The following is an 18372-nucleotide window of genomic DNA, read 5'->3' on the forward strand; positions in this document are numbered from 1 at the left end:
CCGAACCAGCCAACCCACTCGTGCTCGTCCGCCCCGTGAACGGAGCTGATGCACATGTACCGCCGCACCACACTTGCCGGATCGATCGCCCTCCTCGCCCTGCTGGCCTCCGCCTGCACGGGCACGGGAGGCTCCTCCGAGGGCGCGGACGCCGAGGCGCCCGAGGACCCGTCGAAGGCCGAGGGCTCCATCACGGTCCTCACCCACCGGACCGACCTGGTGCAGGACGGGACGATGAAGAAGTACGCGGCCGAGTTCAACAGGACCTACCCCGGCGTGAAGGTCGAGTTCGACGGCCTCACCGACTACGAGGGTGAGGTCAAGATCCGTATGAACACGGAGAACTACGGCGACGTCCTCATGATCCCGGCGGTCATCGAGAAGAAGGACTACCCGAAGTTCTTCGCCTCCCTCGGCACCAAGGCCGAACGCGGCGCCAAGTACCGCTTCACCGACTACTCCACCGTCGACGGCAAGGTCTACGGCCAGAGCCCGATCGGTGTCGTCCCCGGCTTCATCTACAACAAGAAGGTGTGGAGCCGGGCCGGCGTCACCGACTGGCCCACCACCCCGGCCGAGTTCCTCGACGACCTGAAGGCGATCAAGTCGAAGACCGACGCGGTGCCGTACTACACCAACTTCAAGGACATGTGGCCGCTGACCCAGTGGACCAACGTCAACGGCTCCGTCGGCTGCGACACGAACGCCACCACGAAGCTCGCCGAGGGCGACCCGTGGGCCGAGGGCGCCGACCTGCGCGTGGGCGACACCCTGCTCCACGACATCGTCGGCGGCGGACTCGTGGAGAAGGACCCGACCACCACCAACTGGGAAGGGTCCAAGCCCAAACTGGCCAAGGGCGAGATCGCCACCATGTGGCTCGGCTCCTGGGCCGTCGTCCAGATGCGGGACGCCGCGAAGCAGGCCGGCGCCGACCCCGCCGACATCGGCTTCATGCCCTTCCCCGCGCAGCAGGACGGCGCCTTCTGCGCGGTGACCTCCCCGGACTACCAGCAGGCCGTCAACGTCAACTCCGACCACAAGGAGGCCGCCCGCGCCTGGATCGACTGGTTCACCGACAAGTCCGGCTACGCGGCGGCCAACCTCGCCCTGTCCCCGCTGAAGGACGCCCCGCTGCCCGACATCCTCCGGCCGTACGAGGAGAAGGGCGTCAAGCTCATCGACCTCGACGACAGCAAGGGCGCCGAGGTGAAGTCCATCGACAACCAGTCCGAGGTCGGCATCTACAAGCCCGACTACCGTCAGGAACTCGTCGACCTCGCCCGCGGCGCCCGCGGGGGCAGCCTCGACGACTTCCTCGGCGGCCTCGGCAAGCGCTGGGCCGAGGCGCGGAACTCGCTGGGGTCCTGATGACGGACACCACCCGCAAGGCGGCGCGGCCGGACGTCCCGGCCGCGCCCGCCGGGCCGAAGCGGGCCGTGCCGGCCCCGCGCCGCACCCGGCTGTCGCGCCGCCTCACCCCGTGGCTCTTCCTGATCGCCCCGCTGGCCCTGCTGCTGACCTTCACCTACGCGCCGATCGCCAACATGCTCGCGTACAGCTTCACCGACTGGGACGGCGTCAGCCCGGAGCTGAACTGGACCGGCACCGAGAACTACACCGAACTCCTCACCCGCTCCGAGCTGTTCGAGGTCTTCTTCGTCAGCGGCTACTACCTCGTCGCCTCCGTGGTGCAGATCGTCCTGGCCCTCTACTTCGCCACGGTCCTCAGCTTCGACGTCCGCTTCCGGAACTTCTTCAAGGGCGTGCTGTTCTTCCCGTACCTGATCAACGGGGTGGCGATCGGCTTCGTCTTCCTCTACTTCTTCCAGGACGGCGGCACCCTCGACTCCGTACTGAGCCTGTTCGGCGTCGGGGCCGACCACGCCTGGCTGGGCACGCCGTTCTCCGCGAACACCTCACTCGCCGGCGTCTCCGTCTGGCGCCACATGGGCCTGAACTTCGTGCTCTTCCTCGGCGCGATCCAGTCCATCCCGGGCGAGCTGTACGAGGCGGCCGAGATCGACGGAGCCGGCCGCTGGCACCAGTTCCGGTACATCATCGCCCCCGGCATCAAGCCCATCCTGGGCCTCAGCGTGATCCTCTCGGTCTCCGGCTCGCTCTCGGTCTTCGAGATCCCGTACATCATGACCGGCGGCGCCACCGGCACCGAGACCTTCGTGATCCAGACCGTGAAGCTGGCCTTCCAGTTCAACAAGACGGGCCTCGCCTCGGCCGCCGCCGTCGTCCTGCTGCTGATCGTCCTGGCGGTCACCTGGGTGCAGCGGCGCGTCGTCCCCGACGAAAAGGTGGACCTGGTATGACCCGCCGCACCGTGGCCCGCGCCCTCGTGTACGTGTCCCTGGTCCTCGCCACGCTCGTCGTGCTGCTGCCGCTCACCGTGGTCTTCCTGACCTCGCTGAAGTCGTCCGGGGAGATGGCCGACGGCAGCGGAGCGCTGGCCCTGCCCGAGGACCCGCTGAACTTCGACAACTACGTGACGGCGTTCCGGGACGGCCAGATGCTGTCCGCGTTCGGCAACACGGCGATCATCCTGGTCGTCGCCGTCGGCGGCACGATCCTCATCGGCTCGATGACGGCGTACGCGATCGACCGCTTCCACTTCCGCTTCAGGAAACTGGTCGTCGCCCTGTTCCTGCTCGCCGCGCTGGTGCCCGGGGTGACCACCCAGGTGGCGACCTTCCAGATCGTCAACAGCTTCGGCATGTTCGACAGCCTGTGGGCGCCGATCGCGCTCTACATGGGCACGGACATCGTGTCGATCTACATCTTCCTGCAGTTCATCCGCTCCATCCCGGTCTCCCTGGACGAGGCGGCCCGTCTGGACGGCGCGGGCGCCTTCGCGGTCTACCGCAAGGTGATCTTCCCGCTGCTCAAACCGGCGATCGCGACGGTCGTGATCGTGAAGGGGATCAACGTCTACAACGACTTCTACATCCCCTTCCTCTACATGCCCTCCGAAGATCTTGGCGTGATCTCGACGTCCCTGTTCCGCTTCAAGGGCCCCTTCGGCGCCCACTGGGAAACCATCTCGGCGGGCGCGGTCCTGGTCATCCTCCCCACCCTGCTGGTCTTCCTCTTCCTCCAGCGCTTCATCTACAACGGCTTCATGAGGGGGGCGACCAAGTAGACGTACCTGAGGGAAGCGCCCCAAAGGGGCGCGGGGAACTGCGCGACAAGCCACGGACAACCCGCACCCGCCGTACAGGGTGAACGTTCCTACGGCGACTAGGCGGACAGTGCGGCAACCAGCACGGGCGTGACCTGCTCGACCTGCCACACCCGAGCCCCGTATCCCGTCAGTGCCGAGGCAACGGCCTCAGCACCGACGACCTTCGGCGGCTCCCAGCAGACCCTCCGCACCGTATCCGGCGTGATCAGATTCTCGGGCGGCATGTTCAGCCGCTCGGCCAACGCGCTGATCCCCGCCCGCGCCGCGGACAGCCGTGCCGCCGCCGCCGGGTCCTTGTCGGCCCACGCGCGCGGCGGCGGGGGGCCGGTCACCGGCTGGCCGGGCTGGGGCAGCCGGTCCTCGCCCAGTGCCTTCGCCCGGTCGACGGCCGCCTGCCACTGCTCGAGCTGGCGCCGCCCCACGCGTTGCCCGAACCCGTTGAGCGCGGCGAGGGCGTGGAGGTTGGCCGGGAGGGCGAGCGCGGCCTCCACGATCGCCGCGTCCGAGAGCACCTTGCCGGGGGAGACGTCCCGGCGCTGTGCGATCCGGTCGCGGGTCTGCCACAGCTCCCGTACGACGGCCATCTGCCGGCGCCGGCGCACCTTGTGCATGCCGGAGGTGCGCCGCCAGGGGTCCTTGCGGGGTTCGGGCGGCGGTGCCGAGGCGATCGCGTCGAACTCCTGCCGGGCCCAGTCCAGCTTGCCCTGCCGGTCCAGCTCCTTCTCCAGCGCGTCGCGCAGGTCGACCAGGAGCTCGACGTCGAGGGCGGCGTAGCGCAGCCAGGGTTCGGGCAGCGGGCGGGTGGACCAGTCGACGGCGGAGTGGCCCTTCTCCAGGACGAAGCCGAGCACGTTCTCGACCATCGCACCGAGCCCGACGCGGGGGAACCCGGCGAGGCGTCCGGCCAGCTCGGTGTCGAAGAGGCGGGTGGGCACCATGCCTATCTCACGGAGGCAGGGCAGGTCCTGGGTGGCGGCGTGCAGCACCCATTCGACGCCGGACAGCGCCTCGCCCAGACCGGACAGGCCGGGGCAGGCGACGGGGTCGATCAGCGCGGTGCCGGCGCCCTCGCGGCGCAGCTGGACGAGGTAGGCGCGCTGGCCGTAGCGGTAGCCGGAGGCGCGCTCGGCGTCCACGGCGACGGGGCCGCTGCCCGCGGCGAAGGCGGCGATCACCTCGGCGAGGGCGGCCTCGTCCGCGATCACGGGGGGAATGCCCTCGCGCGGTTCGAGCAAGGGGATCGGCGCCTCCGTAGCAGAAGATCCGCCGTCGTCCGGAGGGGCGCCTCCGGTGGTGCGCAGTGAACGGTCTGCTGCGGTGTCGTGGGCGTCGGTCACCTGTCAAGGGTATCCGTGCCGTGAAGGCGCCCGTCGACGGTTGTGTTCCGTGACGGGCGCCGGTGGGTCGTATTCCGGTCAGGAGGGTGAGAGATCGTGTTCGTGAGTCCGTGGGCGGGGCGGAACGGGCGGGGGCGGTCAGTGGATGATGCCGGTGCGCAGGGCCACCGCCACCATGCCGGCGCGGTCGCCCGTGCCGAGCTTGCGGGCGATGCGGGCGAGGTGGCTCTTGACGGTCAGTGCGGACAGGCCCATGGAGACGCCGATCGCCTTGTTCGACTGGCCCTCCGCCACCAGTCGCAGCACCTCGACCTCGCGGCCGGACAGTTCTCGGTAGCCGCCCGGGTGGCTCGGGGCACCCGGGGGGCGGCGGTGCAGGCGGGCGGCGGCGGAGCCGATGGGGGCGGCACCGGGTCGGGTGGGGAGCCCGAGGTTGGTGCGGGTGCCGGTGACGACGTAACCCTTCACTCCGCCGGCGAGGGCGTTGCGTACGGCGCCGATGTCGTCGGCGGCGGAGAGGGCGAGGCCGTTGGGCCAGCCGGCGGCGCGGGTCTCGGAGAGGAGGGTGAGGCCGGAACCATCCGGCAGATGGACTTCGGCGACGCAGATGTCGCGGGGGTTGCCGATGCGGGGACGAGCCTCCGCGACGGACGAGGCCTCGATGACGTCGCGCACACCGAGTGCCCACAGATGGCGGGTGACGGTGGAACGGACGCGCGGGTCGGCCACGACCACCATGGCGGTCGGCTTGTTCGGGCGGTAGGCGACCAGGCTTGCGGGCTGCTCGAGGAGAACGGACACCAGGCCTCCTGGGTACGGGACGGGGCCGGCTCGTGGGGGTGCAGTCGGGACGAACCGTGCTTTCAAGGTCACAGTCGTCTTCGGCAATAAACCTGGTGTCCTTTAACGAATGATCACGAAGTGATGAGTAACAATCCGAGCAATTCGGACGCACGAGCGATCATTCGAAGACCGAACGGTTTCGATCCGCGTCGCAACGCTTCCGAAAGTGGCCGTGTCGACAAAGAGATGGACGATGGTGGCGGCCGGGAGTCCCGAGCGGGAGGTTCAGCGCGACTGCGGACCCCTCCGCTGCGGCAGCGTCACCACGGACGAGTCCCCGGCGGCGGCCGGCGGCAGCCCCGCGACCTGCGCCAGCAGATCGGACCACGCCGCCAGATGGGCGGCCGTGTCCGGGGCTCCGCCCAGGCCCTCCCGGGGCGTCCAGGAGGCCCGGATCTCGATCTGCGAGGCGGCGGGCCGCGCGGACAGCCCGCCGAAGTAGTGGGAACTCGCCCGCGTCACCGTGCCGCTCGGCTCGCCGCACGTCAGTCCGCGCGCCGCCAGCGCACCGGTCAGCCACGACCAGCACACGTCCGGCAGCAGCGGGTCCGCCGCCATCTCCGGCTCCAGCTCCGCGCGTACCAGCGTCACCAGACGGAAGGTGCCCCGCCAGGCGTCGTGCCCGGCCGGGTCGTGCAGCAGCACCAGCCGGCCGTCGGCCAGATCCTCCTCGCCGTCGACGACCGCCGCCTCCAGCGCGTACGCGTACGGGGCGAGCCGCTTCGGAGCGGGCGCGGGATCCACCTCGATCTGCGGCCGCAGCCGCGCGCCGCGCAGCGCCTCGACAGCGGCCCGGAAGGGCAGCGGGGGCGCACCCCCCGCACCCCCCTGTCCGGAGTCCCCTCCGGTCCCCTTCCGTTCATCCATTCCGCCAGCGCCGTCCGACAGTCGTCCCTGAGCCGCAGCCATGCGGGGAAGATTAAGCGGAACGGGCCCCCGGCGCAGGGAGGGACACCCGCGCCGCCCGGCGGTGTCCGGATCCCGCCCCGCGGGCCCTGGGGTCCGGGCGCGTCGGCGGGTCGTGCGAGACTTGCCGGTGTGAGTGCCAACGCAAGCCCGACGGGCCAGACGCCGACCGCGACCCCCGACCCCGTCAGGAACGACACGGTCCAGGAATCCGCCTTCCTCAAGGCGTGCCGGCGCGAGCCCGTGCCGCACACGCCGGTGTGGTTCATGCGGCAGGCCGGGCGCTCACTGCCGGAGTACCGCAAGGTCCGCGAGGGCATCGGGATGCTCGACTCCTGCATGCGCCCCGACCTGGTCACCGAGATCACGCTCCAGCCGGTGCGCCGCCACCGCGTCGACGCGGCGATCTACTTCAGCGACATCGTCGTACCCCTCAAGGCCATCGGCATCGACCTCGACATCAAGCCCGGCGTCGGCCCGGTCGTCGAGCGGCCCGTGCGCACCCGCGCCGACCTCGCCCGGCTGCGCGACCTCACCCCCGAGGACGTCTCCTACGTCACCGAGGCGATCGGCATGCTGACCCGCGAGCTCGGGTCCACCCCGCTCATCGGCTTCGCCGGCGCTCCGTTCACCCTCGCGAGCTACCTCGTCGAGGGCGGCCCGTCCCGTACGTACGAGAACGCCAAGGCGATGATGTACGGCGACCCCGGGCTCTGGGCCGACCTGCTCGACCGCCTCGCCGACATCACGGCCGCGTTCCTGAAGGTCCAGATCGCCGCCGGCGCCTCCGCCGTCCAGCTCTTCGACTCCTGGGCCGGCGCGCTCGCCCCCGCCGACTACCGGCGCTCGGTGCTGCCCGCCTCGGCGAAGGTGTTCGACGCGGTGGCCGGCCACGGCGTCCCGCGCATCCACTTCGGCGTGGGCACCGGCGAGCTGCTGGGGCTCATGGGCGAGGCCGGCGCGGACGTCGTCGGCGTCGACTGGCGCGTCCCGATGGACGAGGCCGCCCGCCGCGTCGGCCCCGGCAAGGCGCTCCAGGGCAACCTGGACCCGACCGTGCTGTTCGCCGGCCGGGAGGCCGTCGAGACCAAGGCGCGGGAGGTCCTGGACACGGCCGCCGGCCTGGAGGGCCACATCTTCAACCTCGGCCACGGCGTCATGCCGTCCACCGACCCGGACGCCCTGACCCGCCTCGTGGAGTACGTCCACACGCGGACCGCGCGCTGACCCACCGCGTACGCGCCGCACGCGCGTCGGAACCCGGGGGCGGGGTACTGGGCACACGTCGCCCGCCACGTTCGCTCCCGGGTGCGGGCAGGTGGAGGCCGCATGAGGCTCGAGATGTTCGACCCCGCCCCGATCGGCGTCGTCTTCACGCAGGGGCCGGAACACCGGCTCGCGTACATGAACGCCGTCTACCGGAACACCTTCGGTGACCGTCCGCTGGACCGGGCGATCCGCGACGCCTTTCCCGACCTCGCGCAGTCCGGCTACTTCGACATCTTCGACCGGGTCCTCGCCACGGGCACGGCCGAGGTGCTCACCGCCGTACCCGTCGACCTGGCCTACCCCGGCTCGGCGGACGGCGGAACCCGCTACTTCTCGTTCAGCATCTCCCGCGCCACGATGAGCGACGGCCGGCACGGCGTGCTCGGCGTGATCGTGGAGGTCACCGAGCAGGTGACCAGCGAGGAACGGATCCGTGTCCTGTCCGAGGAGCGCCGCCGCGCGCTGCAGCGCTACCAGAGCCTGGTGAACGCCGGATCCCAGATCGTGTGGGTGACCGGCCCCAAGGGCGGGGTGACCGAGCCGAGTCCCGGCTGGCAGCGGGTGACCGGGCAGAGCTGGGAGGAGTTCCGCGGCGACGGATGGATCGACGCCCTCCACCCCGACGACCGCGCCGCCGCCGTCGAGTCGTGGCAGCGGGCGCTGGACGAGCAGGCGCCCCGCTGGACCCGCACCTACCGGCTGCGGCTGGCCGCCGGCGGCTACCGTCACTTCGCCGTCGACGCCGCGCCGGTGCGCGACGGGGACACGGTGGTCGAGTGGATGGGCACCTGCGCGGACGTCGAGCAGGAGTGGCAGGAGACCCGGCGTGAGGAACTGCTGGCACGGACCGCCACCGCCACGGCCGGCATCGTACGGCTGGACGAGATGTTCACCGCCCTCGCCGATGTGATCGTGCCGGACATCGCCGACAGCTGCACCGTCCACCTCCTCCCGCACGCCCTGCACCGGCTGCCCGGCACCCCGCTGACCGCACAGCGCGTCACCGCGACCACCTGCGAGAGCCTGCCCGACCTGCCCCCGCACCGCGAGGAGCACCTGCGGCCCGGCAGCCCGCTCGCCCTCACCGCCGACCGGCGCAGCCCGCTCCACGCCGTCTTCCCGCCCGGCGCACCCCCGTCGGAGCTCGCCCCGCCCGACGGCGAACCCTGGCTGGCCGATGGGGTCAACAGCGTCGTGGTGTTCCCCGTCGTCGTCGGCGGCACCACCGCCGCCCTGGTCACCGTCTCCACCAGCGGCGACCGCCCTCCCCTCGGCCGGACCGAGATCAACCTGCTGCAGACCCTCCTGGAACGCGCCCACACCCCCCTCAGCAACGCCCTGGAGTACCAGCGCACCCGACAGGTGGCGCTGGCCCTCCAGCACAGCCTGCTCACCGACCCACCGGACGTGCCCGGCCTCGACATCGCCGTCCGCTACCGGCCCAGCACCGCGGCCGCCGAGGTCGGCGGCGACTGGTACGACTCGTTCGTGCTGCGCGACGGCGCCACCGTCCTCACCATCGGCGACGTCTCCGGCCACGACCTGCCCGCCGCCGTCACCATGAGCCAGTTGCGCAACATGCTCCGCGGACTCACCCTGGACCGCCAGGAACCGACCGGCACGATCCTGCGCCGGCTGGACGTCGCCGTGCAGACCCTCTACCTGGAGTTCACCGCCACCTGCGTCCTGGCCCGGGTCGAACGCCCGGCCCCCGGCCGTTTCCAGCTCAACTACTCCGTGGCGGGACATCCGCCACCGCTGCTGGTCGAGGCGGACGGCACCGCGCGCTTCCTGACCGCGGCCCGGTCCCCGATGCTCGGACTCGATCCACGGCCCGAGCACGCCGGCGCCGTACAGCCGCTGCTGCCCGGCTCGACCCTGCTGCTGTACACCGACGGGCTGGTGGAGCGCCGCGAGGAGGACCTGGAAGTCGGCCTGGAGCGGCTGCGGCTGCATGCCTCGGCCGCCGTCGGACACCCGCTGGAGGCCTTCTGCGACGCGCTGCTCGCCGACCAGCTCACCGTGGACAACGACGACGACGTGGCCCTGCTGGCCCTGCGCCTGCCCACGGCCCCCGCCGACGACCACGGGACAGCCGGCCGGTAGGGGCGCGCTACCAGCCCGGCCGCGCCCGCCGGCCGAAGAGGATGCCGCGCGGCTCCGGCGGCGGGGGAGTGCCGGGCTTGAGCGGCCAGGCGAGCAGCATGCCGGCCACGAAGCCGACGACGTGCGCCACGTACGCCACCGTCCCGGCGTCGGTGACGCCCTGGCCGGACGAGTACACCGCCTGGAGCACGAACCACATGCCCAGCACGATCCAGGCGGGCAGCCGCAGCGGCAGGAAGATCAGGAACGGTACGAGCACCCACACGCGCGCCTTCGGATACAGCACCAGGTAGGCGCCCAGTACCCCGGCGATGGCCCCGGAGGCGCCGATCAGGGGCTCGCCCGAGTCGGCGTTCAGCAGGGCGAAACCGTACGAGGCCGCGTAACCGCAGACGGCGTAGAAGAGCAGGAAGCGGACGTGGCCCATGCGGTCCTCGACGTTGTTGCCGAAGATCCACAGGAACAGCATGTTGCCCAGCAGGTGCAGCCAGCCGCCGTGCAGGAACATCGCCGTCAGGACGCTCAGCTCCGGTGACTTGCCGTAACCCGGCGGGCCGATCACGCATCCCGGACCCTGCGGGCCCACCCCGGTGTCGCCCGTGGGCACCAGGTTCGGCATCCGGTGGTGGATCAGCTCCTGCGGCACCACCGCGTACCGGTCCAGGAACGCCTGGAGGTGGCACAGGTCGGCCAGGCCGCTCCCGCCGGCCGGAGAGCCGGCGACACCGGGCGTGAGGACGACGAAGACGACGAAGTTGGCGGCGAGCAGCGCGTACGTCACCCAGGGGGTGCGCCGCGCGGGGTTCACGTCATGGACGGGGATGACCACATCCCCCTTGTGCCCGGGTGGCGGTCGGTGAATCCGCGGCGCCGCTGAACGCCGCCGTCCGGTCGTGCGTATGACTCGTCGACCGTCTGCGGCCCGGGGAAGGGGCCGCGGGGCCGACGTGAGGAAACTGGCGATGAACGACCGAGTGACTCCCGCGATGCACGCGCTGCCCGACGGCGAGGCCGAGCTCACGCTCGTGGTGCGCCTTCCGTGGGAGGACGTCGCCCGGCTGGGCCAGGAGGCGGGGCGGCTCGCCTCGCAGACGCGGCGGCCGGTCACGCTGGACGAGGCGGTGAGCCACCGGTTGCGTTCCGCGAAGGCCGCCGCGCATGCGAGGCCTGCGGCGCAGGCGCCGGTGTCCACGCAGGATGCCGGTGCGTCGGTGGCGTCGTTGCCGTCCCGCCCGCCGGCGGAGCAGGCGCGGCAGGCGATCGAGAGGATCAACGGGACCGTGTGAGGGTTTTCGGGGGCGCCGTAGGGGTGTGGTCGCGTTGCGGAGTGCCGGTTCGTTGTGGTTGATCGCGCAGTTCCCCGCGCCCCTGAAAGGGGCGCTGCATCATGCCCCTTTCTTATGTGTTCGCCCGGATTTTCGCCGCCGCCTTGCGGGCCGCCACCAGGATCGGGTCCCAGACCGGGGAGAACGGCGGGGCGTAGCCCAGGTCCAAGGCTGTCATCTGGTCGACCGTCATGCCGGCCGTCAGGGCCACCGCCGCGATGTCCACGCGTTTGCCCGCGCCCTCGTGGCCGACGATCTGGACGCCCAGGAGGCGGCCCGTGCGCAGTTCGGCGAGCATCTTCACCGTCATGGGGGAGGCGTTCGGGTAGTAGCCCGCACGGCTGGTCGACTCGATGGTGACCGCCTCGAAGCGCAGGCCCACGCGGTGGGCGTCCTTCTCCCGCAGTCCGGTGCGCGCGATCTCCAGGTCGCACACCTTGCTGACCGCCGTACCGACCACGCCGGGGAAGGTGGCGTAGCCGCCGCCGACGCCCGCGCCGATGATCTGGCCGTGCTTGTTGGCGTGCGTGCCCAGGGGGACGTGCCGCTGCTGCCCGGAGACCAGGTCGAGGACCTCCACGCAGTCACCGCCGGCCCAGACGTTCTCGTGCCCGCGCACCCGCATCGACCGGTCGGTGAGCAGCCCGCCGTGTTCCCCCAGGGGAAGCCCGGCGGCCCGTGCCAGGGCGGTTTCCGGGCGCACCCCGATGCCGAGCACGACGACGTCCGCCGGGTACTCGGCGTCCTCGGTGGCGACCGCCCGTACCCTGCCGTCGTCCCCGGTGAGCAGCTTGGTGACCTCGGCGCCGTTCACCATGGTGATGCCCAGGCCCTCCATGGCCCGGTGCACCAGGCGCCCCATGTCGGGGTCGAGGGTCGCCATGGGCTCCTCGCCGCGGTTGACGACCGTCACCTCGTAGCCGCGTTTGATCATCGCCTCGGCCATCTCCACGCCGATGTAACCCGCCCCGACGACCACCGCGCGGCGCCCGCGTGTGCGGGACAGCGTGTCGAGGAGGGCCTGTCCGTCGTCGAGGGTCTGCACGCCGTGCACCCCGGGGGCGTCCATGCCGGGCAGCTCCGGACGGATCGGCCGCGCACCGGTCGCGATCACCAGTTTGTCGTACGACGTCCAGGACTCGGCGCCGGAATCGACGTCCCGCGCGCGTACCCGCCCCCGGTCGAGGTCGAGTTCCGTGACCTCGGTGCGCAGCCGCAGATCGATGTCCCGCGCGCGGTGCTCCTCGGCGGTGCGCGCGATCAGCCGGTCCCGGTCGGGGACGTCGCCGCTCACCCAGTAGGGGATGCCGCACGCCGAGAAGGAGGTGAAGTGGCCGCGTTCGAACGCCACGATCTCCAGCTCGTCCGGGCCCCTCAGCCGGCGGGCCTGTGACGCCGCGGACATCCCCGCGGCGTCACCGCCGATCACCACCAGGCGTTCCCTCGCACCGCGCGCATCGCTCATGTTCATGTGAACACGCTACGGGGGCAGGGGATTTCAGGCCCGTCCGAGGGGGTCTCAGTCCTTCCCGTTCCCCTCCGGTGCCTGCCGGGGCGCCGGGGAGGGCGCCGGGGACGGCACCGGCCGGGCCGCCGGCAGCGGGCCGAGGGGGCCCGGCACGGGCGCCGGCTCCGGCCGCCGCGGCAGCCGGGGGCGTACGGCCTTCCGCCACAGCAGGACCAGCGGCACCGCCACCGCCGCGAACGGCAGCACCGCGCCGACCGCCACCGCCAGCCAGCGCAGCATCGTCACGAACGCGTCCCAGCCGCCCGCGAGGGCGTCCACGAACCCCGGATCGTCGTCCTTCGCCGCCTCGTCCACCGGCGTCTCGGACAGGGACAGGGTGATGGTGGCCAGGCTCGTACGGTCCTTCAGGGACGCCTGCTGGGCGAGCAGGGCCTCCAGGTCGGCCTGGCGGCTGCTCAGCTCGCCCTCCAGGGTGACCACGTCGCTGAGCTTGTCGGCCCGGTCCATCAGTTCGCGGATACGGGCCACGCTGGCCCGCTGGGTCGTGATGCGGCTCTCCACGTCGACGACCTGGTCGGTGACGTCCCGCGCCTTCGCGCCGCGTTCGAGGAGCTTGCCCGTGCCCTCCAGATCGGCGAGGACCTCGTCGTACCTCCCGACGGGCACGCGCAGCACCACGCGCGTGTGCTCGTGGCCCTCCTCGTCCCGGTCGGTGGTCTCGTCGCCGACGTAGCCGCCCGCGGTCCCGGTCGTCGTCCGGGCCTCGTCCAGCGCCTTCGGGACGTCCTCGACCCGCACGGTCAGGGAAGCGGTGCGGATGATGTGGTTCGCGGCGGCCTCCGGCGGCGCGGTCGCCTTCGCGCCGTCCGCCGAGCCGCCGGCGGCGCCCTGCTTCGCGTCCTCCTGCGCGGCCTGCCCCTCCGCCGGCGCGGCGGCGGCCTTGTCGGCGGCCCCGGACCCGGCGGAGTCGTCGCCCGCGCCGCCGCACCCGCCGACGGCGAGGGCCGCCGCCAGCAGGACCCCGGCCAGGGCGTGGGCGGGTCGTAGGGATCGTCGTGTGCGCATCTGGGGCTCCCCCGGTGTCGTGATGACTGACGCTCCTTCGACGCCGGAGGGGTGCGGAACGTTGGCGCCGGACGGTCCCGATGCGGTCACGGTAGGGACTCGACAGGGCCACATGGCCCTGGCGGGAGTGCCGGTGGCGTTTGAGAGGGTGGAGCCATGAGCGGATCACATGCGGGCTCCGGGCGGCACATCGTCGTCGTCGGAGCCGGAATCGCCGGGCTGGCCGCCGCCCACCGGCTGCGGGAGCGCGGGGCGCGGGTCACCGTGCTGGAGGCCTCGGACCGGGTCGGCGGCAAACTGCTGCCGGGGGAGATCGCGGGCGCGCGCGTCGACCTCGGCGCCGAGTCGCTGCTGGCCCGCCGCCCCGAGGCGGTGGGGCTCGCCCGCGCGGTGGGCCTCGCCGACCGGCTCCGGCCGCCGGCCACCGCCACCGCCTCGCTGTGGACCCGGGGCGCCCTGCGCCCCATGCCCAAGGGCCACGTCATGGGCGTGCCCGGTACCGCCGAAGCCCTCGCCGGCGTCCTGTCCGACGAGGGACTGGCCCGGATCGGGCGCGACGCCGACCTGCCCCGCACCGAGGTCGGCGACGACGTGGCCGTCGGTGAGTACGTGGCGGCGCGCGTCGGCCGCGAGGTCGTCGACCGCCTGGTGGAGCCCCTGCTCGGTGGGGTGTACGCGGGTGACGCGTACCGCATCTCGATGCGCTCGGCGGTCCCGCAGCTCTTCGAGGCGGCCCGGACCCACACCTCCCTCACCGAGGCGGTCCGCGGGATCCAGGCGAAGTCCGCCGCCTCGGCGCAGACCGGCCCCGTCTTCATGGGCATCGCGGGCGGAGTGGGCACCCTCCCGCTCGCGGTCGCCGACGCGCTGCGGGCGGACGGCGTCGGGATCCTCACCGGCACGCCGGTCACGGAGCTGCGCCGTGAGCCGGAGGACGGCTGGCGGGTCGTCGCCGGGGACCGGACCCTGCGCGCCGACGGGGTCGTCGTCGCCGTCCCCGCCCCGGCCGCCGCCGGCCTGCTGCGCGCCGAGGCGCCCGGCGCCGCCGCCGAACTCGCCGGCGTCGAGTACGCCTCCATGGCGCTGATCACCCTCGCCTACCGCCGCGCGGAGACCCGTCTGCCCGAGGGCAGCGGATTCCTGGTGCCGCCGGTCGACGGACACACCATCAAGGCGTCCACCTTCGCCTCCGCCAAATGGGGCTGGATCGCCGAGGAGAACCCGGACCTGGTCGTCCTGCGCACCTCCGTGGGCCGCCAAGGCGAGACGGAGATCCTGCGCCGCGACGACGCCGACCTGGTGGAGGTCTCCCGGCACGACCTGAAGGCCGCCGTCGGCCTGGACGCCGCCCCGGTCGCCACCCGCGTCACCCGCTGGCAGGACGGCCTGCCCCAGTACCCCGTCGGCCACCACGCGCGCGTGGCCCGCGTCCGCGAGCACCTCGCCGGGCTCGCCGGTCTCGCCGTGTGCGGCGCGGCCTACGACGGCGTCGGCGTCCCCGCGTGCATCGCGAGCGCGTACGCCGCCGCCGACCGGATCCACGGTGACCCGCACGCTGTGCAGGAACTCACCGCCAACCCGGTGCAGAGCCTCCACGGAGGAGCAGGAGAATAAGGGACATGAGCGACGACACCACCCCCGCCCCCGACCGGATCCCGAACAAGGGCAAGCTGGCCAAGGACCTCAACGAGGTCATCCGCTACACCCTCTGGTCCGTCTTCAAGCTGAAGGACGTCCTGCCGGAGGACCGCGCCGGGTACGCCGACGAGGTCCAGGAGCTGTTCGACCAGCTCGCCGCCAAGGACGTCACGATCCGCGGCACCTACGACCTGTCGGGCCTGCGCGCGGACGCCGACCTCATGATCTGGTGGCACGCCGAGACCGCCGACCAGCTCCAGGAGGCGTACAACCTGTTCCGCCGCACCAGGCTGGGCCGCGCCCTCGAGCCGGTCTGGTCGAACATGGCGCTGCACCGGCCCGCCGAGTTCAACCGGTCGCACATCCCGGCGTTCCTCGCCGACGAGACGCCCCGCGACTACGTGAGCGTCTACCCCTTCGTGCGCTCCTACGACTGGTACCTGCTGCCCGACGAGGACCGCCGGCGCATGCTCGCCGACCACGGCAAGATGGCCCGCGGCTACCCCGACGTGCGCGCCAACACGGTCGCCTCGTTCTCCCTGGGCGACTACGAGTGGATCCTCGCCTTCGAGGCCGACGAACTGGACCGGATCGTCGACCTCATGCGCCACCTGCGCGGCTCGGAGGCCCGGATGCACGTCCGCGAGGAGGTCCCGTTCTTCACGGGCCGCCGCAAGGACGTCGCGGAACTGGTCGCGGGCCTGGCCTGATCAGACGGCGGGCCGGTCCTTCCCGGCCCGGTCGCTCGCCGGCCTCGGCCCGGGTTCCGGGTGCGGCGCGCAGGAGGCGCGCCGCCCCGGGACCCGGCCGTCCAGCAGATACGCCTCCAGGTGGCCGTGCACGCAGGTGTTGGCCCCGCCCACGAGGCCGTGGCTGCCGGCGTCCCGCTCGGTCACCAGCGCCGACCCCGCCAGCCGCCGGTGCAGCTCCAGGGCCCCGTCGTACGGGGTGGCCGCGTCCCGCTCCGCCGCCAGGATCAGCGTCGGCGGCAGCTCACCGCCGCCCGCGCGCACGTCCAGCGGCCGCTGCCGGGGCGCCCGCCAGTAGGCGCACGGCAGGTTGGTCCACACATTGCCCCAGGTCTCGAAGGGCGCCCGGCGCGCGAGCCGGGTGTTGTCCCGGTCCCACACCGCCCAGTCCGTGGGCCAGGGCGCGTCGTTGCACTCCACGGCGAGATACACCGCCCGCGCGTTCTCCGCCTCCGCCGCCGCCTCCGGATACTCCTGGGCCTGCTCGACCAGCGGCGCGGGATCGCCCTTCAGATACGCCGACAGCGCCTGCGCGCGGTGCGGCCAGTGGTCGTCGTAGTAGCCGGCCTTCAGGAACGCCGCCTGCAACTGCTCGGGCCCGACCTTCCCGCCCGCCGGCTCCTTCGCCAGCCGCGCACGAACCTCGTCGTAGCCGTCCTGCACCTCGCGCGCCGTGTCCCCCAGCCCGTACACGTCGTCGTGCCGGGCGGCCCATGCCCGGAAGTCCGCCCAGCGGTCCTCGAACGCCGCCGACTGGTCGAGGTTGTTGCGGTACCAGATCTGCTCCGGGTCCGGGTTCACCGCCGAGTCGAACACCATCCGCCGTACGTGCGAGGGGAACAGCGTGGCGTACAGCGCCCCGAGGTACGTGCCGTACGACGATCCCAGGAACGTCAGCCGGTTCTCGCCGAGCGCGGCGCGCAGGACGTCCAGGTCACGGGCGTTGTTGAGCGAGTTGTAGTACCGCAGGGAGTCGCCGTTCCGCTCGGCGCACCCCCGCGCGTACGCCTTGGCCCGCGCGACGCGCTCCCGCTTGTGCGCCGCCGTGGGGTGGACGGGCGCCTTCGAGGGGCCCTTGAAGAACGTCCCCGGGTCCGTGCAGGACAGCGGGGCCGAACGGCCCACCCCGCGCGGGGCGTAGCCGACGAGGTCGTACGCCGCCGCGAGGCGCTTCCACTCGGGCAGCGCGCCCATCATCGGGAAGTACATGCCGGTGGCGCCCGGCCCGCCCGGGTTGTGGACCAGGGAGCCCTGCCTGCGCACCTTGCGCTTGCTGTTGCCGGGGTCCTTCCCGGTGGCCGGGGCGCGGCTGACGGTCAGCTCGATCTGCCTCCCGTTCGGGCGGGCGTAGTCGAGCGGGACGCGGACCGTGCCGCACCGGACGGTGCCGGGCAGCCCCTGCTCGGCGGGGCACGCGCCGAAGTCGATGCCCTCGGCCACGGCCCGCGCGACGGCCGTCGCGGTGCCGCGCGGCTCGGCGTCGGCGGGTCCCGCGCCGGCCGGGGCGGCGGCCAGGGTGGTGAGCAGCAAGGACCCGGCGACCACATGGACGGCGGCGGCGGTTCTCATCGACGAACGATCCCTTCGGTGCACAACGGCGACAAAAGGGATGTTTCGCTTGGAGTTGGCGTGAGGCAAGCACCGCCCGCCGGGGTGTCGGCGTCAACGCCCTTCGCGGGGCCCCCGGTGCGCGAAGGCCGCGCGCAGTTCCGGCTCGTCCACCGCGCGGATGCCGTGCACCGCGACGGACGTGAGACACGTACGGTCGTCACCGGCGCCGCGGGGCAGCGCGCCCAGCAGACGCTGACCGGCCGGGGAGGCCCAGGGCGAGCACGGGTGGACCTCGAACCGCGCGACGGCCAGACAGCCCAGCGCGAAGACCAGCGGCAGCGCGAACCACAGCGCCACCAGGTGGCGCGGCATGTCCGACGGCACGGGCATGAGCAGGGCGGCCACCCCCAGCCCCGCCACGACCGGCACGGCGAGCCGCACCTGCCGCACCGCGTCCGCGACGGTCGTACCGGCACCGTCGGGCACCGCCAGCCCGGCGCCGACCAGCCGTTCGGCGATCCCGCGCACGGCGTCCGCGGTCGCCGCGGCGGCCCGCACCGGCGCGAGCGGCGACTGCCCCTGAGGCCCTATCGCCCCTATCACCGACCGTTCCATCTCGTCCCGCCCACGCGGATCGACCACCGTCGCCCAGCCGGTGTGCGCGAGCAGCAGCCGCCGCTGACGGGCCATCGCGACGAGCGTGACGTCGGCGACCCGCCCGGGGCCACCGGACAGGAACGCGGCCTCGTACAACGTCAGATCGCGTCCCGCCCCCGCGTCGGAGCCGGCCACGGCGGCACCGCGCACGGCGGCCAGGCACAGCCGCAGGCACGTCACACCGGCGACGGCCCAGGCCAGGAGCAGAAGAGGGACCCAGAACATGAGTTGTTTGTAAGCGCGCGGTCGCGACAACACCATGCCT

General features: G+C 72.6%; 16 protein-coding genes. 8 read left to right on the plus strand and 8 right to left on the minus strand.

Features of this window, described 5'->3' with window-relative positions; all coding sequences use genetic code 11:
- Positions 1-54 precede the first annotated feature (54 nt).
- From ACIA6T_RS09160 to ACIA6T_RS09170, 3 genes are read left to right on the plus strand one after another with little or no spacing between them, the layout of a single operon-like run.
- The gene (locus tag ACIA6T_RS09160) at positions 55-1371 is read left to right on the plus strand and encodes an ABC transporter substrate-binding protein (protein ID WP_399445914.1); all 1317 of its coding nucleotides are present in this window, start codon (positions 55-57) and stop codon (positions 1369-1371) included.
- The gene (locus ACIA6T_RS09165; protein WP_399445915.1) at positions 1371-2324 is read left to right on the plus strand and encodes a carbohydrate ABC transporter permease; all 954 of its coding nucleotides are present in this window, start codon (positions 1371-1373) and stop codon (positions 2322-2324) included. Before ACIA6T_RS09160 ends, ACIA6T_RS09165 begins: the two co-directional genes overlap by 1 nt.
- Complete coding sequence (locus ACIA6T_RS09170) at positions 2321-3151, plus strand: carbohydrate ABC transporter permease (protein WP_399445916.1); 831 nt, start codon at positions 2321-2323, stop codon at positions 3149-3151. Before ACIA6T_RS09165 ends, ACIA6T_RS09170 begins: the two co-directional genes overlap by 4 nt.
- Positions 3152-3249: 98 nt before the next feature.
- Here ACIA6T_RS09170 and ACIA6T_RS09175 read toward each other — a convergent pair whose 3' ends face one another.
- The 3 genes from ACIA6T_RS09175 to ACIA6T_RS09185 form a co-directional block, all read right to left on the minus strand.
- The gene (locus ACIA6T_RS09175; RefSeq protein ID WP_399445917.1) at positions 3250-4530 is read right to left on the minus strand and encodes a ribonuclease D; all 1281 of its coding nucleotides are present in this window, start codon (positions 4528-4530) and stop codon (positions 3250-3252) included.
- Between the two features lie 138 nt (positions 4531-4668).
- On the minus strand, positions 4669-5331 hold the full coding sequence (locus ACIA6T_RS09180; RefSeq protein WP_385048666.1) for a LuxR C-terminal-related transcriptional regulator: 663 nt from the start codon (positions 5329-5331) through the stop codon (positions 4669-4671).
- A gap of 267 nt (positions 5332-5598) precedes the next feature.
- Entirely contained in the window at positions 5599-6282 is a 684-nt protein-coding gene (locus ACIA6T_RS09185) for a DUF3000 domain-containing protein (RefSeq protein WP_399445918.1), read from the minus strand.
- Between the two features lie 129 nt (positions 6283-6411).
- On the opposite strand from ACIA6T_RS09185, the gene hemE reads away from it, so the two are divergent.
- Together hemE and ACIA6T_RS09195 are read left to right on the plus strand one after the other, a co-directional pair.
- Positions 6412-7506: a uroporphyrinogen decarboxylase gene (gene hemE, locus ACIA6T_RS09190; RefSeq protein ID WP_399445919.1), complete on the plus strand. Its 1095-nt coding sequence runs from the start codon at positions 6412-6414 to the stop codon at positions 7504-7506.
- Positions 7507-7608: 102 nt separating this feature from the next.
- Complete coding sequence (locus ACIA6T_RS09195) at positions 7609-9654, plus strand: SpoIIE family protein phosphatase (RefSeq protein ID WP_399445920.1); 2046 nt, start codon at positions 7609-7611, stop codon at positions 9652-9654.
- Between the two features lie 7 nt (positions 9655-9661).
- On the opposite strand, the gene ACIA6T_RS09200 is transcribed toward ACIA6T_RS09195, so the two are convergent.
- Positions 9662-10483, minus strand: coding sequence for a rhomboid family intramembrane serine protease (locus ACIA6T_RS09200; RefSeq protein WP_399445921.1), 822 nt, complete (start codon positions 10481-10483; stop codon positions 9662-9664).
- 133 nt (positions 10484-10616) lie between these two features.
- Between ACIA6T_RS09200 and ACIA6T_RS09205 the strand changes: the two genes are divergently transcribed.
- Positions 10617-10940 carry a hypothetical protein gene (locus ACIA6T_RS09205; RefSeq protein ID WP_399445922.1) on the plus strand — a complete coding sequence of 108 codons (324 nt, stop codon included), beginning with the start codon at positions 10617-10619 and terminating at the stop codon, positions 10938-10940.
- Positions 10941-11052: 112 nt separating this feature from the next.
- On the opposite strand, the gene ACIA6T_RS09210 is transcribed toward ACIA6T_RS09205, so the two are convergent.
- Together ACIA6T_RS09210 and ACIA6T_RS09215 are read right to left on the minus strand one after the other, a co-directional pair.
- A complete protein-coding gene (locus tag ACIA6T_RS09210; RefSeq protein ID WP_399445923.1) occupies positions 11053-12450 on the minus strand; it encodes an FAD-dependent oxidoreductase in 1398 nt (465 codons plus the stop codon).
- A gap of 48 nt (positions 12451-12498) precedes the next feature.
- On the minus strand, positions 12499-13512 hold the full coding sequence (locus tag ACIA6T_RS09215) for a DUF4349 domain-containing protein (RefSeq protein ID WP_399445924.1): 1014 nt from the start codon (positions 13510-13512) through the stop codon (positions 12499-12501).
- Between the two features lie 156 nt (positions 13513-13668).
- Between ACIA6T_RS09215 and hemG the strand changes: the two genes are divergently transcribed.
- Both hemG and hemQ read left to right on the plus strand, forming a co-directional pair.
- On the plus strand, positions 13669-15126 hold the full coding sequence (hemG, locus tag ACIA6T_RS09220; RefSeq protein WP_399445925.1) for a protoporphyrinogen oxidase: 1458 nt from the start codon (positions 13669-13671) through the stop codon (positions 15124-15126).
- 5 nt (positions 15127-15131) lie between these two features.
- Positions 15132-15860, plus strand: a complete 729-nt coding sequence (gene hemQ, locus ACIA6T_RS09225; protein ID WP_399445926.1) for a hydrogen peroxide-dependent heme synthase — start codon at positions 15132-15134, stop codon at positions 15858-15860.
- Here the strand turns inward: hemQ and ACIA6T_RS09230 are convergent, their stop codons facing one another.
- On the minus strand, positions 15861-17468 hold the full coding sequence (locus ACIA6T_RS09230) for an alpha/beta hydrolase (protein WP_399445927.1): 1608 nt from the start codon (positions 17466-17468) through the stop codon (positions 15861-15863).
- 93 nt (positions 17469-17561) lie between these two features.
- Entirely contained in the window at positions 17562-18332 is a 771-nt protein-coding gene (locus ACIA6T_RS09235; RefSeq protein ID WP_399445928.1) for a TIGR04222 domain-containing membrane protein, read from the minus strand.
- Positions 18333-18372: the final 40 nt, after the last annotated feature.

It is taken from the genome of Streptomyces sp. NPDC051740 (genome assembly GCF_044453165.1).
GTDB classification, from domain to species: Bacteria; Actinomycetota; Actinomycetes; order Streptomycetales; family Streptomycetaceae; genus Streptomyces; species Streptomyces atrovirens.